The organism is Streptomyces sp. NPDC093094 (assembly GCF_044754345.1).
Taxonomy (GTDB): Bacteria; Actinomycetota; Actinomycetes; order Streptomycetales; family Streptomycetaceae; genus Streptomyces.
The window spans coordinates 200,657-215,025 of record NZ_JBIVOX010000007.1; the positions used below are offsets into that span (position 1 = coordinate 200,657).

Consider the following 14,369-nt stretch of genomic DNA (forward strand, 5'->3'; position numbering starts at 1 on the left):
GGGCCGTCCCCAGGAGCGCGGAGAACCGCGCGAGGGGCACGGGAGAACCCCCGGCGGGCCGCTGTCGGTACACCCAACGGCGGCCCGCACTCACACTCTGCGACACAACATATGGGGGTGCTCGCCACGCCCGGCACCACATGTATGCTCATCTCGCTGTCGCCGCAGGGGAATCCGGTGCGAATCCGGAACTGTCCCGCAACGGTGTGCTTGTGCGTGTCCGCACTCGAAGTCAGTCCGAGGACCTGCCGACAGCGGCCCCGGCCGACCGGTCCGGGTGCCCCGACGTCCGGGCCTCGTGGAGTGGGTCGGCGGGCTCGGCGCCGCGTGCGCCCGTGAGCCGCCATGCCCTCGCACAGGCCCCGTGCCGAGCGAGGGAGAGCCTCACGTGACCATCGCGCCAGCGGACCCGGCCTCAGCCGTCCCGACCGACGAGGACGCCCCCGGAACCGCCCTGTTGCGGATCCTCACCGAGCTGACCGCCGACCTGCCCCACGCCGACCCCGGCCGGGTCGCGGCCGCCGCGCTGCGCGGCCGGTCGGCCCGCGCCGACGAGGCCGAACTGCGCGAGCTGGCCACCGAGGCGGCGGCCGGTCTCATCGCCGAGGACCCCGCGTACAGCAGGCTGGCCGCCCGGCTGCTGACGGTCTCCGTGCGGGCCGAGGCCGCCTCCCAGGGCGTCACCTCCTTCACCGGGTCCGTCGCTGTCGGACACCGCGAGGGGCTCATCGCCGACCGGACCGCGGAGTTCGTCCGGCTCCACGCCGAGCGGCTCGACGCGCTGGTCGACACCGGCGCCGACGACCGCTTCGGCTACTTCGGCCTGCGCACCCTGCACAGCCGCTACCTGCTGCGGCACCCGCTCACCCGCAAGGTCGTCGAGACGCCCCAGCACTTCCTGCTGCGCGTCGCCTGCGGCCTCGCCGAGGACGACACCGCCCGGTCCGTCGACGAGGTCGCCGCGCTCTACGGGCTCATGAGCCGCCTCGACTATCTGCCGTCCTCCCCCACGCTGTTCAACTCCGGCACCCGGCACCCCCAGATGTCGTCCTGCTACCTCCTCGACTCCCCCCTCGACGAGCTGGACTCCATCTACGACCGCTACCACCAGGTCGCCCGGCTGTCGAAGCACGCCGGCGGCATCGGGCTGTCGTACTCCCGGATCCGCTCGCGGGGTTCGCTGATCCGCGGCACCAACGGGCACTCCAACGGCATCGTGCCGTTCCTGAAGACCCTGGACGCCTCCGTCGCCGCCGTGAACCAGGGCGGCCGCCGCAAGGGCGCCGCCGCGGTCTACCTGGAGACCTGGCACTCCGACATCGAGGAGTTCCTGGAGCTGCGCGACAACACCGGCGAGGACGCCCGCCGTACGCACAACCTGAACCTGGCGCACTGGGTGCCGGACGAGTTCATGCGCCGCGTGAACGCCGACGGGCAGTGGTCGCTGTTCTCCCCGGCGGACGTGCCCGAGCTGGTCGACCTGTGGGGCGAGGAGTTCGACGCGGCGTACCGCAAGGCGGAGGCCGCGGGGCTGGCGCGCAGGACGATCCCCGCCCGCGATCTGTACGGCCGCATGATGCGCACCCTCGCACAGACCGGCAACGGCTGGATGACCTTCAAGGACGCCGCCAACCGCACCGCCAACCAGACGGCGCTGCCGGGCCATGTCGTCCACTCCTCCAACCTCTGCACGGAGATCCTGGAGGTCACCGACGACGGCGAGACGGCCGTGTGCAACCTGGGTTCGGTGAACCTGGGCGCGTTCGTCGACCCGGCCGCCCAGGACATCGACTGGGAGCGGCTGGACGCCACCGTGCGCACGGCCGTCACCTTCCTCGACCGGGTCGTCGACATCAACTTCTACCCGACCGAGCAGGCGGGCCGCTCCAACGCCAAGTGGCGTCCGGTGGGCCTCGGCGCGATGGGCCTGCAGGACGTCTTCTTCAAGCTGCGGCTGCCCTTCGACTCGCCCGAGGCGAAGGCGCTCTCCACGCGGATCGCCGAGCGTGTGATGCTCGCCGCGTACGAGGCGTCCGCGGACCTCGCCGAGCGCAACGGGCCGCTGCCCGCCTGGGAGAAGACCCGTACGGCCCGGGGCGTGCTGCACCCCGACCACTACGGCGTCGAACCGGCCTGGCCGGAGCGCTGGGACGCCCTGCGGGCGCGTGTCGCCGCCGTCGGTCTGCGCAACTCCCTGCTCCTGGCCATCGCGCCGACCGCGACCATCGCCTCGATCGCGGGCGTCTACGAGTGCATCGAGCCGCAGGTGTCCAACCTGTTCAAGCGCGAGACGCTGTCCGGCGAGTTCCTCCAGGTCAACTCCTACCTGGTGCAGGACCTGAAGGACCTCGGCGTGTGGGACGCCCGGACGCGGGAGGCGCTGCGCGAGGCCAACGGGTCGGTGCAGGGATTCGCCTGGATCCCCGAGGAGGTCCGGTCGCTGTACCGCACGGCGTGGGAGATCCCGCAGCGCGGCCTGATCGACATGGCCGCGGCCCGTACGCCGTACCTGGACCAGTCCCAGTCCCTGAACCTCTTCCTGGAGACGCCGACCATCGGCAAGCTCTCCTCGATGTACGCGTACGCCTGGAAGTCCGGGCTGAAGACGACGTACTACCTGCGCTCGCGCCCGGCGACCCGGATCGCCCGTGCCGCGCAGGCGTCCGTGCCCGTCCAGCAGGTGAGCCCCGACGAGGCCGTCGCCTGCTCCCTTGAGAACCCCGAGTCCTGCGAGGCATGCCAGTGACGTCCGAACGCAACACCAACCTCCTCGACCCGGGTTTCGAGCTGACCCTGCGGCCCATGCGCTACCCGGACTTCTACGAGCGCTACCGGGACGCGATCAAGAACACCTGGACCGTCGAGGAGGTCGACCTCCACTCGGACGTCGCCGACCTCGCGAAGCTGACGCCGGCCGAGCAGCACCTGATCGGCCGTCTGGTCGCGTTCTTCGCGACGGGCGACTCGATCGTGGCGAACAACCTGGTGCTGACGCTGTACAAGCACATCAACTCCCCCGAGGCACGGCTGTATCTGTCGCGCCAGCTGTTCGAGGAGGCCGTGCACGTCCAGTTCTATCTGACACTGCTGGACACCTATCTGCCCGACCCCGACGACCGGGCGGCCGCGTTCGCGGCGGTGGAGAACATCCCCTCCATCCGCGAGAAGGCCGGGTTCTGCTTCAAGTGGATCAACGAGGTCGAGAAGCTCGACCGGCTGGAGACCCGGGCGGACCGGCGCCGCTTCCTGCTCAACCTGATCTGCTTCGCCGCGTGCATCGAGGGCCTGTTCTTCTACGGCGCCTTCGCGTACGTCTACTGGTTCCGCAGCCGGGGCCTGCTGCACGGCCTCGCCACGGGCACCAACTGGGTGTTCCGCGACGAGACCATGCACATGTCCTTCGCGTTCGACGTGGTCGACACCGTCCGCAAGGAGGAGCCCGGCCTGTTCGACGACGAGCTGCGGCAGCAGGTCACCGACATGCTCGCGGAGGCGGTGGAGGCCGAGCTGCAGTTCGCCCGCGACCTGTGCGGCGACGGCCTGCCCGGCATGAACACCGAGTCGATGCGGCAGTACCTGGAGTGCGTCGCCGACCAGCGTCTGACACGGCTGGGCTTCGCCCCGGTGTACGGCTCGGAGAACCCCTTCTCCTTCATGGAGCTCCAGGGCGTTCAGGAACTGACCAACTTCTTCGAGCGGCGCCCCTCGGCGTACCAGGTCGCGGTGGAGGGCACCGTCGACCTGGACGAGGACTTCTGAGTCCCGCGGGTCCGCCGGACCGGCCGGGCCCCGCTGATCTCACGGTCGACCCGGCGCTCGTGGGCCGCCCCCACGAGCGCCGGAGCGGCGAGGACGAGGAAGAGAACGACGATCGTGACGTAGTCCGTGAATGCGTTCATGCGGTAAGTGTCGTTTCCCATCGACACTCATGACAGTGGCAGGACTGACGCACACCCTCGAATTACTGCCACTTCGGGTGCACACTGGAGCCATGCTGAAGAACGTGGCCGCCGTGCTGCTGGACGGCGTGCATCCCTTCGAACTGGGCGTCGTCTGCGAGGTGTTCGGCCTCGACCGGAGCGACCAGGGACTTCCGGTGTACGACTTCGCGGTCGTCTCGGCCGAGGGCCCGACGCTGAGCACCCACGTCCCCGGCTTCACCGTCTCCACGCGGTACGGCCTCGACCGGCTCGAAGAGGCCGATCTGATCGCCGTACCCGCCGGCAGCGGCTACGTGGCCCGCGACTACCCGCCCGAGCTGCTCGACGCCCTGGTCCGGGCGGTGGACCGGGGGGCACGGGTGCTCAGCGTCTGCTCCGGCGTCTTCGTGCTCGGCGCGGCCGGGCTGCTCGACGGGCGGCGCTGCGCGGCGCACTGGCGGCAGGTGGAGGAGCTGGGCCGGCGCTTCCCGCGTGCGGTGATCGAACCGGACGTGCTGTACGTGGACGCCGACCCGGTGATCACCTCGGCGGGCACCGCCTCCGGTATCGACGCCTGTCTGCATCTGGTGCGCAAGGAGGAGGGGCCGGAGGTCGCCAACGCCATCGCCCGCCGGATGGTGGTGCCCCCGCACCGCGACGGCGGGCAGGCGCAGTACGTCGACCGGCCGCTGCCGCCCGTCCCGGGCGACACGATGGGCGACGTGCTGGGGTGGATGGAGCGCAACCTCCACCAGGAGGTCACCGTCGAGCAGCTCGCCGAGCACGCGCACATGTCCCCGCGCACCTTCGCCCGCCGCTTCCAGCAGGAGACCGGGACGACTCCGTACCGCTGGATCCTGCGCCAGCGCGTCCTGCTGGCCCAGCGGCTGCTGGAGGCGACGGACGAGACGGTGGACGCGATCGCGGGCCGGACCGGGTTCGGCAACGCGGCCGCGCTGCGGCACCAGTTCGTCCGGGCGGTGGGTGTCACCCCCCAGACCTACCGGCGCACCTTCCGGGGCCCGGCGCGCGGAGCCGACGCCGCCTGACCCTCACCGCGCCACGGGCTTCAGCAGCAGACGGTTCGGGCGCAGCGTGATGCCCACCCGGGTGACGTCGTCGGACCCGGGCACCTGCTCGAAGCGGTACTTCGCGGCGAGGGCCGCCGTGATCAGCGTGAGCTGGGCCATCGAGAAGTGGTCGCTCGGGCACTTCCGATTGCCCACGCTGAACGGGCTCATGGCGTATTTCGGCACGTCCTTGACGCGTTCCGGAAGCCAGCGGTCGGGGTCGAACTCCACGTTCCGATCGTACGAACGCGCGTCGCGCTGGATCGCGTACGGGCTGTAGACGATGTCGGCCCCGGCCGGAATGCGATAGCCACCGAGTTCGGTGTCGGCGACCGCCCGCCGGGTCAATATCCACACCGCCGGTCGCAAACGCATCGCCTCGACGACGACATTGTTGGTGTGGGTGAGCCCGCGGACGTCCCCGAATGCCACGGGGCGGATGCCACCGGTCACGGATTCAACTTCCTGCTGCACCTTGTCGGCGTGCTCCGGATGTTCGGCGAGCACCTGCAGGAGCCACATGATCGTGGACGCCACGGTTTCACTTCCGGGCGTGAGTATGGCCACGACCTGGTCGTGGATCTCCTGTTCCCCGATGGGATCGCCATTCTCGTCCTTCGCCTCCAGCAATGCCGTCAGCAGATCGTCGGGCCTTTGGCCGGAGGCGCGGCGCTCGGCGACGATCTCGTCGACGAGGAGATGCAGATCGGCCAGGGCGCGGTTGAATGCGCGGTTGGCCGGCAGCGGCAGCCGGTACAGCGGGCCGAGCGGCACGACCATCCGCCGGTACATGCCCCGGAAGACGACGGCGAGGGCGGTGCACAGCCGCTCCGCGCGCTCGTCCATGTACTCGCCGCGCAGCAGGCAGCGGGCGGCGATGCGCACGGCGACCCGGAAGGACTCCGAGGTGCAGTCGACGGTCCGCCCCGGCTGCCAGCGCTCGGTGAGGGCGTGCGCCTCCTCCTCCATGATCGGGCCGTAGGCCGGTATCGCGTCGAGCCGGAAGGCGGGCTGGATGGTGCGCCGCTGCCTGCGGTGGCGCGGCCCGTTGGCGGTGGCCACGCCCTCCTTGCCGAGCAGGCCCTCCAGGGACTCCCACAGCGGGCCGTCGATCTTGAAATCGGGGCTGAGGGCGAGGGCTCCGGTGAGGTCCGGCGTGGTCACGGCGTAGACGGTCTTCGGGCCCAGCTTCAGGCGTACGACGTCGCCGTGGTCACGCAGCCGGGACATGAAGCTCAGGGGGTCGCGGGCGAGCTTCCAGCCGTGGCCGAGGAGCGGGATCCCGCCTCCGGCGACGGGCGGCTCACGCAGTTCGGGCGTCCCGGCCGGCGCGGGCTCGACGGACTCGACGGTCATTTCTCACCTGCCGCTTCGTTGTTGACGTACGGGGGTGTGGCGCGGTCGTCCCAGCTGTCGACCCGGTAGCGGCCGGACTCGTGGTGGAACCAGTACACGGAGCTGAACCAGTTCCGCATGTTTCCCAGACAGGCGCGCACGGCGGTGCTCAGTTCCTTTCCCCGTACGGTGCCGTCGGCAAGGCTGTCGGCGAACCGCAGCGCCTCCCGTTCCGCAACGAGGAATTCGTCGATGCATTCCAGCACGCGACGCCTTACTTCCACGACCGCTTCTTCGAGTGTCAGCCCCTGATGGGTGATGAGGCTGATTCCGAGATTGTGGACCTCGTCGCCCGCTATTTCCTTGGGCAGCGAGCAGAGGTCGTTGTACCAGGCGGCGAATTCCTGGCTCAGCAGCGCCGCCCGCCGATAGGCGCGATTGTTCCGCACCGGGTCGGGCAGTTCGATTTCCGCGCTCGGTTCCAGCAGGTCGGTCCAGATCCAGTGCGCGAAGGTGAGCCGGCGCAGGGCCAGGTATTCCTCGACCGCGGGAATCCTGCCCCGGGTGCGGTTGTGGAACTCCCGGTCGTACGCCTGGATGACCGTGTGGAAGTGCCGGGTGAAGCGCGCGTTCCAGGTCTCGGGCAAAAAGGTGAACAACCTTCGCACGCTGTCCGCGAACCCCGCCACCAGCGGGTCCGGATGACGCAGATGGGCCGCGGGGGAGTCGAGGGCCAGGTGCAGTCGCCGCCGCAGCCGCTCCCAGGCGACGGTCCTGCCGTGGACGATGTCGCGGTCGTGACGGTCGTCCCAGGCGAAGAACCACGCGCTGTAGTCCCCTATCGCCTGGAGGACCTCGTCCGGGGCGCCGATGTAGTACCCCGCCATGAGGTCGGTGTAGCACAGGCCGTCGGCATGTTCCTCCACCTTGTCGGCGGGCATCAGCCGTTTTTCCAGCAGCCACGTGCGGGTCTTCTCCTGCAACCGTGGCCAATACGGGTGCAGTCGACGGGGAAACGCGGCCTCGATCACCGGCAGAGAGAGTGCTGGTGGAACCGCGAACGCCGTCGTCGACGACGTGGTGCCGTGTGGGAATGAAGACACGAACAAACCCCTCTCAGCCGCCAGAGTGCGCACACCCCTCCCGCCGTGCCGGGCGTGCGCCGTTGCGTATCCCCGCTCTCCCCATTCAGCACTACAACTGACCGCTATGGGAACGGATTTGCTCCATTCACTACCCCGACATGCCGAGAAGGACCCCTTGTGTGACTGTTGTGGAGGAGTCGGGAGTGCTATGGGGTCGAACGTGCGACGGACAGGCGAACAGTCCGGGACGAACGGTGCCCGGCCGGGATCAACTCCCGGCCGGGCACTCGTTGTTCGCTGCGGACCGCGTCCTCAGTCGTTCGCGACGACCGGGTAGCGGGGCTCGTTCTCGGCCATCTGGCGCAGTGCGTCCTTGCGCTCGCGCTTGGAGAGCCGGTCGATGTAGAGGTAGCCGTACAGGTGGTCCGTCTCGTGCTGGAGGCAGCGGGCGAAGTAGCCCGTGCCGCGCACCTTGATCGGGTTGCCCTTCTCGTCCTGCCCGGTCACCTCGGCGTAGTCGGGACGCGCCAGCGGCATGTACGCCGTCGGCACGGACAGGCAGCCCTCGTTGCTGTCGTCCAGCCGGCGGTTCTCCGCGGGCAGCTCCACCAGCCTGGGGTTGCAGACGACACCGACGTGGCGGACGCCCTCGTCGTCGGGGCAGTCGTACACGAAGACCTTCTTGTCCACGCCGATCTGGTTGGCGGCGAGCCCCACTCCCTCGGCGGTGCGCTGGCTGGCGAACATGTCCGCGACCAGCTGCTGGAACTCCTCGCCGAAGTCGGTGACGTCCTCGCACTCCTTGTGCAGCACCGGGTTCCCGACGACCGTGATCGGCCGGGAGGACCCCGCCTCACGCCACGCCTTCTCCCGCGCCTCGGTGTCCTCGGTGTCGATGACGAAGCCCTCGTCGTCCACGGGGAGCACGCCCGCGTGCTGCTGATCGGTGTCCTGCTGCGCCATGACCGACGTATGCCTTCCTGCAAGCTGGAGAAAACGATGCGAGTACAGCCTAAAGGTGCTGTCAGGCTCGCTCAGCAAACCTCTTCAAGATCACGCCAGTCCCTGGAGTCCGGGCTGTCGGCCACCCATCCGTCCAGCAGCCCCCGCACCAGGGAGGCCGGCGCGGCCACCCCGCACTCACGCTCCGGCACCCACAGCTGCCCGTCGGTCCGGTGCCCCAGCGGCCCGGGATGACCCGGCTCGCTGTGGTCATGGGGGTCCAGATGCTCCCCGTCGCCCTCGTCCGACGGCATCCGCGACTCCGAGCACGTCCGGCACAGCAGCCGCACCGACGACGACCAGTCCTCCGCGGCGAACCCCGCGTCGGCGGCGAGCTGCTCCAGCGCGTCCCGGTCCGCCTCGGTCGCCGCCTCCAGCAGCACGACCCAGGTCGGCACCGGGGAGGGCGCCCACAGCTCGATCTCGTCGAACACCGGATAGGCGTGCCCGGCGGAGGTGGTCCGCTCGCCGTGGGGCACGCCGTCGTGCAGCACGACCTCGCCCCAGCGCCGCCCGGACGACGGCAGCGGGATCGACAGCACCTCGACCCGGGCGGGATCGAGCCTGCGCCCCCAGACGACCTCGGCCTCGCCCTCCGGCGACAGCCGCACCGCCGCGCTGCCCAGGTCCATGCCGACCGGCTCGCCGGAGACGGCCGCGCCGCCGGGCACCGAAAGCCCGTACGCCTGCCAGGCGCGGCGGGCCAGCGGCCAGTCCTGCAGGGCGGTCGCGGCGATGCCCACGTTCCACCAGTCGGGTGCGCCGGTCTCCCGGTCGAGCAGGGCGACGGCTCTGAGCCCGGCCGTACGGGCCTGCTCCCAGTCGTGCCGGAACTTGTGCAGCAGAGCGAGGTTGAACCAGGACTCCGACAGCCACGGCTCCAGGTCGGCGGCGCGCGTCAGCAGCGCCCCCGCGTCCTCGTAGCGGCCGTCACCGATCAGCGTGAAAGCGCGGTCCGTGGCCTGCCGCCAGGAGGCGGAGGGCCGGTGCCGTCCCTTGCCGAAGATCCTCACGATTCCCGCCTGCCAGTTCCGTTTAGTGGGCTGGCCAGTGCCCCCGGACACTCTCTCTCCTTCGCATCCAACCACGTACGGCCGGAAGGGCGCTCATTACCCATGGGTTACCCCGCTGCGGACGGGGTCAGACAGTCCCTGGCCAGCACCCGTGCCAGCGCTTCCACCACGTCCGGCGCATAGGCACCGGCGGTCCCCAGCCTCAGTTCCTCCAGTGCCTTCAGCGGGCCGCCCGGTCCGGCGCCCCGTGTCTTCTCCTCGTAGGCGTTCACCGCCCGTACGATCCGCGCGGCCGGCGGCTGCTCCCGGTAGGGATCGGCCTGCCGCTCGACGACGACGGCGACCGCGGCAGCCACCCCGGTGTGCCGTACGACGGCCCCGCCGAGCAGCGCGATCCGCCGTTGCTCGGCGGCGGGCAGCCCCGCCGTGGCGCCCGCCGGGACCGGGTCGAGCAGGCTGAGCTGTCCGATGTCGTGCATGAGCGCGGCGTGCTCCAGCACGGTCAGCTCCGGCTCGGACAGCCCCAGGTCCCGCCCCACGGCGAGGCTGAGCACGGCGACCCGGCGGGCGTGGCCCGCGGGGGTGTACCCGGCGATCTCCGTGGCCCTGGCCAGGGAGGCGATGGTCTGCCGGTACGTCGTCCGCACGGCGGCGCGGCGGCGCAGCGACAGCTGGGTGAGCAGCAGCGGCAGACAGAACACGGGCAGGGCCCACAGGCCCGCGACGCCGACCGCGAGGGCCATCACCACGCCCGTGGCGACCACCGCGGAGCCGATGCCCGGCATGGCCCGCAGCTCGTCCCGCAGCAGCGGGGCGAAGGGCCATCCGGTGCGGGAGCGCGCCAGCGCGGCGGCGAGCACGGCGTCGCACAGCGCGTTCAGGACGAGCAGTCCGACCAGCAGCAGCACGTACCCGGGGCCGCTCCAGCGGGCGAACACGCCCTGGTTCCACAGGGGCTGGAAGCACACGGCGGTGAATCCCACGGTGAGCACGCGCCGGGCGAGCTGGTCGGAGGTCGGGCCCCGTCCGCGCGCGATGTGCGGGACGGCTCCCAGCAGCGCGCCGACGACCACCACGCTGACGACCTGCGCGACGCCGTGCCGGGTGTGGTGTCCCGCGTGCTCCCCGAGCAGCGCGTACGACAGTGCGCCGGCGGCCCCCAGCGGGGCGGGCTCCCTGACCGTCGCCCCGGTCCACCGCGCCAGCTCGCCGAGTGTGATCAGCAGCCCGAAGGCGATCGCTGCCGGCCGCTCGACCAGCCCGGTCCGCAGCGTGGCGGCCAGACAGACCACGGCGACCACGGCGGCACCGGCGTGCACGAGCGTGAGCAGGGCGGGGCCCCGGCGGGCCTTCACGATTCCGCTCCGCCGGGCCGCACGGGCCCCGGCGTCCGCCGTACAGGCCCGGGCGTTTGCTGTACAGGCCCGGGCGTCCGCCGTACAGGCCCGGGAACCCACCGCACGGCCCCCGGCGTCCGCCGTACAGGCCCGGGCGTTTGCCGGACGGCGGTCCGTGTCCGCCGGACGGCCGCGGGAACCCGCCGCGCAGCGCCCGGTACCCGCCGGGAGGCGTCCCGTGTCCGCCGGGAGGCCGCCCGGACCCGGTTCACCGGTGTGCTCCCGTCGTCCGGTCCCCGGTCCGCGGGCGGGGAGGCGGGGGGTGCTGCTCGTCGGCCGTGACCGCGGGGTGCCAGCCGTCGCGGCGCAGGGCGCGGCACAGGGCCGTGACCATCCGGGGGTCGAACTGGGCACCTGCGCAGCGCTCCAGCTCGGCGAGGGCCGCCTCGACGGGACGGGCCCGCCGGTAGGAGCGGGTGGAGGTCATGGCGTCGAAGGCGTCCGCGACGGCCACGACCCGTGCGGGTTCCGGTATCTGATGGCCGACCAGCCCGTAGGGGTAGCCGCTGCCGTCGATGCGCTCGTGATGGTGCAGCACGGCGGCCCTGGCCTCGCCGAGGAAGGAGATGCCGCGCACGATCTCGTGGCCGTACTCGGGATGCAGCTCGATGACCCGCCGTTCCTCGGGCGTGAGCGGCCCGTCCTTGCGCAGCAGCCGGGTGGGCACACCGAGCTTGCCGACGTCGTGCAGGATCCCGGCGAACCGGAGCAGCTCGACGCCCCGGTCGTCCATGCCCAGCTCACGCGCGATCGTCATCGACGCCTGGCCGACCCGCTCGCTGTGCCCGCGGGTGTAGCCGTCCTTGATGTCGACGGCCTGCACGAGCGCGCGGATGGTCTCCTGATGGGCGGCGCGCTCACGGTGGTACTGGGCGAACATCCACCAGGACACGCACATCGGCAGCAGCACGAGCAGTGCGGCGAACGGCCCGTAGGGGCTGCGCCACAGCACGGCCATCATCAGTCCGGCCAGCCCGTGCACCCCGAGGGGCCCGAGGGAGCGCAGGAACAGACCGTGCCGGCCGCCCCGCCCCGGCACGTCCACGGGCGGCAGCGCCGGGACGAGGGCGCGGACGCCGCCGTCCAGGACGGTCAGCACCAGGCAGAACGCGACGACCGCGGCCCCGGCCGGCACCAGCGCGTACGGGAAGTCGGCGGTGAGGACGGCGTCCGGGCCGCCCAGCTCCCCGTGCACGCGGGCCGCGGCCCCCGCGGCGAGGGAGAGCCGGGCGGCACGCCAGATCCGGCGCGGCAGGACGGGGCGCCGGTCGACGCGGGAGAGCAGGGCCCCCGGCAGCGCGACGAGCGCGGCGGCGGGCGGCGGCAGCAGAAAGGCCCCGGCGAGCAGCACGGGGTGGAAGGTGCCGACGGACCACCGGCGGGCGGTCCGCTCCCCGGCGGCACAGAGGCCGGCCAGGAGGGCCACCGCCCACCACGGCGTGGGGGTGGCCGGGAGCGGCAGCAGACAGGCGACGGCGAGGAGGGCGACACACACGACGTACGTGCGTGCCCGTCCCGGTATCGCCTCCATGACGCCCCTCCCCGCGTACGAGCGTGGCTCTCCAGGCTCGGGGGGAGCCTAGGGCGGGGAGGGAGGCGTCCGTGGGCCCGAGGCCCACGGATTAGCACAAACGGGTGACGGCGGGGGCGGCCCCGGGGGTCAGGACTCCTGCGGGGTCACCGTGACGTCGTGCTCGGGCACGGTCTGGCCGGAGCGGATCAGGTCGAGCCGGCCCAGGACCTTGGAACGCAGGTCGGTGGGTACGTCGTCATGACCGCAGCACCGCTTGACCAGCTTCTTCACGGCCTCTTCGAGCCCGTACTTCTCCAGGCACGGCGAGCACTCCCGGAAGTGCTGCTTGAACTTGTCGCGATCGACGTCCGGCATCTCACTGTCGAGGAACTCGTAGAGGTGGTCGAGTACCTCACTGCAGTCCGTCTCGTGCGGCTCTCCGCAGCTCATGAGCCCGAGCCTTTCGCTTCGTCCGACTCCCCGGCGCCCGCCGGGACCAGCCCGCGCTCGCGGGCGTAGTCCTCCAGCATGCCGCGCAGTTGGCGGCGGCCCCGGTGCAGCCGGGACATCACCGTACCGATGGGTGTCCCCATGATGTCCGCGATCTCCTTGTACGCAAAGCCCTCTACGTCTGCGAGGTAGACGGCGATGCGGAACTCCTCGGGGATCGCCTGCAGCGCTTCCTTCACGTCCGAGTCGGGCAGATGGTCGAGCGCCTGCGACTCGGCGGAGCGCAGACCGGTCGACATGTGCGACTCGGCGCGGGCGAGCTGCCAGTCCTCGATCTCCTCGGCCGCGCTGCGCTGCGGTTCACGCTGCTTCTTGCGGTACGAGTTGATGAAGGTGTTGGTGAGGATCCGGTACAGCCACGCCTTGAGGTTGGTGCCCTCCCGGAACTGGTGGAAGGACGCGTACGCCTTGGCGTAGGTCTCCTGCACCAGGTCCTCGGCGTCGGCCGGGTTGCGCGTCATGCGCAGCGCGGCCGAGTACATCTGGTCGAGGAACTCCAGCGCGTCGCGCTCGAAGCGCGCGCTGCGCTCCGTGGCCGACTCGCTGTTCGTGTCCGCGTTCGTGCCCTGGCCCTCGGGCAGCTCCGCCTGGCCGTTGTCGGTCCCTGCGTCGGTCCCAGTGACCGGACCCACCTCCTCAAGATCCCGGGCGGGACCGTCGCCGGTCCCCTCGGAATCGGAGAATAGACGACGATCCCCACCCGCCGCCGCCCGAATAGGGGCGGTCCTGGCCGCGTGCAGCACCGTCCAGTCCAGGTCAGCGCGTGCGCTGCGGTTCGGGCAGTAGGTCGAACCCATGCGGCGGACTTCCTCTCCTACGACGGTGGGCGCCGGGGTGCTCCCGGCCCATCTGTCCGCCTCAACCAAGGCAGGTCCTTCCGCATTCCCGCGGGTTCAGCCGAGTGACCCGCTCCACTCGACGACCGCGTCGGTGACGGCGGCCAGGGCCTCTTCCTGGGTGATGCCGGCCCGCTTGGGCACGACGAGGCCGTGGTCGCCGTGGGGGATCTCGACCAGCCGGTGGGGGCCGTCGGGGAACTCCGCGGGTCTGCCGAACGGGTCGTTGCCGCCCTGGACGACGAGCGTGGGCACACCGGCGCCGAGCAGCTCCTCGGCGCGGGACCTCTCCGGCCTGCCGGGCGGGTGCAGCGGGAAGCTGAGCGCGAGGACGGCGGCCGCCCCGAGTTCGCCGGCCGTGCGGCAGGCGACGCGGGCCCCGGCGGACCGCCCACCGGAGATCACCGGCAGGCCGGGCCCGGTCACCGCCGGCCAGATGCCCCGCCAGCCGGCGTCCAGGGTCTTCGGCGCGGGAGCGACCTTCTTTCCGGCCACTCTCCAGGGCTGCTCCACCAGGACGACACTCACGCCGTGTCCGGGCAGGACGGCGGCCAGCGCCCTCAGGTCGCGTGCCTCGATGCCGCCGCCGGCTCCGTGGCCGACGGCGAGCACGAGACGGGCCTCGTCCGCCCTGTGCCAGGTGATGCGGGCGTCCCCCGCGTCGGTGCTGATGATCTCGGTCGTCACG

The 14,369-nt window shown here is 71.4% G+C and carries 12 protein-coding genes and 1 riboswitch; of the genes, 3 read left to right on the forward strand and 9 right to left on the reverse strand.

From position 1 onward, the window contains the following. The first annotated feature begins 98 nt into the window (after positions 1 to 98). A riboswitch (cobalamin riboswitch) is annotated at positions 99 to 268 on the forward strand. Positions 269 to 388: 120 nt separating this feature from the next. The 3 genes from ACIQGV_RS17005 to ACIQGV_RS17015 all read left to right on the forward strand — a co-directional run bounded on the left by ACIQGV_RS17005 (position 389) and on the right by ACIQGV_RS17015 (position 4,969). After that, positions 389 to 2,746 (forward strand): ribonucleoside-diphosphate reductase subunit alpha, encoded by a 2,358-nt coding sequence (locus ACIQGV_RS17005; RefSeq protein WP_402495369.1) that lies wholly within the window; start codon positions 389 to 391, stop codon positions 2,744 to 2,746. Next, complete coding sequence (locus ACIQGV_RS17010) at positions 2,737 to 3,759, forward strand: ribonucleotide-diphosphate reductase subunit beta (protein ID WP_402495371.1); 1,023 nt, start codon at positions 2,737 to 2,739, stop codon at positions 3,757 to 3,759. Before ACIQGV_RS17005 ends, ACIQGV_RS17010 begins: the two co-directional genes overlap by 10 nt. A gap of 232 nt (positions 3,760 to 3,991) precedes the next feature. After that, positions 3,992 to 4,969 carry a GlxA family transcriptional regulator gene (locus ACIQGV_RS17015; protein ID WP_402495374.1) on the forward strand — a complete coding sequence of 326 codons (978 nt, stop codon included), beginning with the start codon at positions 3,992 to 3,994 and terminating at the stop codon, positions 4,967 to 4,969. A gap of 3 nt (positions 4,970 to 4,972) precedes the next feature. Here the strand turns inward: ACIQGV_RS17015 and ACIQGV_RS17020 are convergent, their stop codons facing one another. The 9 genes from ACIQGV_RS17020 to ACIQGV_RS17060 all read right to left on the reverse strand — a co-directional run bounded on the left by ACIQGV_RS17020 (position 4,973) and on the right by ACIQGV_RS17060 (position 14,368). After that, the gene (locus tag ACIQGV_RS17020) at positions 4,973 to 6,346 is read right to left on the reverse strand and encodes a cytochrome P450 (protein WP_402495375.1); all 1,374 of its coding nucleotides are present in this window, start codon (positions 6,344 to 6,346) and stop codon (positions 4,973 to 4,975) included. Then, positions 6,343 to 7,428: an epi-isozizaene synthase gene (gene cyc1, locus ACIQGV_RS17025; protein WP_402495377.1), complete on the reverse strand. Its 1,086-nt coding sequence runs from the start codon at positions 7,426 to 7,428 to the stop codon at positions 6,343 to 6,345. The genes ACIQGV_RS17020 and cyc1 overlap by 4 nt, the downstream gene beginning before the upstream one ends. Positions 7,429 to 7,722: 294 nt before the next feature. Then, on the reverse strand, positions 7,723 to 8,373 hold the full coding sequence (gene def / locus ACIQGV_RS17030) for a peptide deformylase (RefSeq protein ID WP_402495379.1): 651 nt from the start codon (positions 8,371 to 8,373) through the stop codon (positions 7,723 to 7,725). Positions 8,374 to 8,444: 71 nt separating this feature from the next. Further along, on the reverse strand, positions 8,445 to 9,425 hold the full coding sequence (locus ACIQGV_RS17035) for a tetratricopeptide repeat protein (protein WP_402495856.1): 981 nt from the start codon (positions 9,423 to 9,425) through the stop codon (positions 8,445 to 8,447). Positions 9,426 to 9,532: 107 nt separating this feature from the next. Continuing rightward, positions 9,533 to 10,780, reverse strand: coding sequence for an HD-GYP domain-containing protein (locus ACIQGV_RS17040; protein WP_402495380.1), 1,248 nt, complete (start codon positions 10,778 to 10,780; stop codon positions 9,533 to 9,535). A 250-nt stretch (positions 10,781 to 11,030) separates the two neighbouring features. Beyond that, positions 11,031 to 12,353: an HD domain-containing phosphohydrolase gene (locus ACIQGV_RS17045; RefSeq protein ID WP_402495383.1), complete on the reverse strand. Its 1,323-nt coding sequence runs from the start codon at positions 12,351 to 12,353 to the stop codon at positions 11,031 to 11,033. Between the two features lie 129 nt (positions 12,354 to 12,482). Next, positions 12,483 to 12,785, reverse strand: coding sequence for a mycothiol system anti-sigma-R factor (rsrA, locus tag ACIQGV_RS17050; RefSeq protein WP_402495384.1), 303 nt, complete (start codon positions 12,783 to 12,785; stop codon positions 12,483 to 12,485). Further along, on the reverse strand, positions 12,782 to 13,477 hold the full coding sequence (locus tag ACIQGV_RS17055) for a sigma-70 family RNA polymerase sigma factor (protein ID WP_402495385.1): 696 nt from the start codon (positions 13,475 to 13,477) through the stop codon (positions 12,782 to 12,784). The genes rsrA and ACIQGV_RS17055 overlap by 4 nt, the downstream gene beginning before the upstream one ends. 261 nt (positions 13,478 to 13,738) lie before the next feature. Next, a complete protein-coding gene (locus ACIQGV_RS17060) occupies positions 13,739 to 14,368 on the reverse strand; it encodes an alpha/beta family hydrolase (RefSeq protein WP_402495387.1) in 630 nt (209 codons plus the stop codon). Position 14,369: the final 1 nt, after the last annotated feature.